The sequence below is a fragment of the Microbacterium sp. CCNWLW41 genome (assembly GCF_037083505.1).
The window spans coordinates 1-512 of record NZ_JBAOJP010000030.1 but is presented as its reverse complement, the minus strand read 5'-3'; the positions used below and the strand labels follow the sequence as shown (position 1 = coordinate 512).

At 56.4% G+C, this 512-nt stretch carries 1 rRNA gene; it reads right to left on the bottom strand.

What is annotated here, in order from left to right:
• Positions 1–445: 445 nt before the first annotated feature.
• Positions 446–512 (bottom strand): 16S ribosomal RNA (locus V6R91_RS36360); the annotation flags it as partial.

The following is a 512-nucleotide window of genomic DNA, read 5'->3' as shown; positions in this document are numbered from 1 at the left end:
CAGATTGCTACGTCCTTCTTCGGCTCCAGATGCCAAGGCATCCACCGTTTGCTCTTAAAGACTTGAAATCACATGAGCCGACCCCGACAGGAAAATCGGGGCCGTATCTATCGTTTCGAACTCAAACCCGAAAGTCTGAGCCCTTTAAGATGCTCGCGTCCACTGTGTAGTTCTCAAAGTACGGGCGGTACCCCTCCCCATCCACCAACCGGCAGACAACGAGAGGCCCAGAGGAACGGACTCACATCCGGTCCCTCAGGACCCAACAGCGTGCAGACACCCCGCTCACCAACCCCCACCTTCCAACCAGACCCAAAGACCTGGCGTACTAACGAGAATCGGCCGCGCCGACGTCATGTCAAATGTTCCACCCATGAGCTCCCAGCGAGCCACATTCGGGCCCGATCTGGGTTCTGGACACCCGAAGGCGTCAGATGCTCCTTAGAAAGGAGGTGATCCAGCCGCACCTTCCGGTACGGCTACCTTGTTACGACTTAGTCCTAATTACCGAT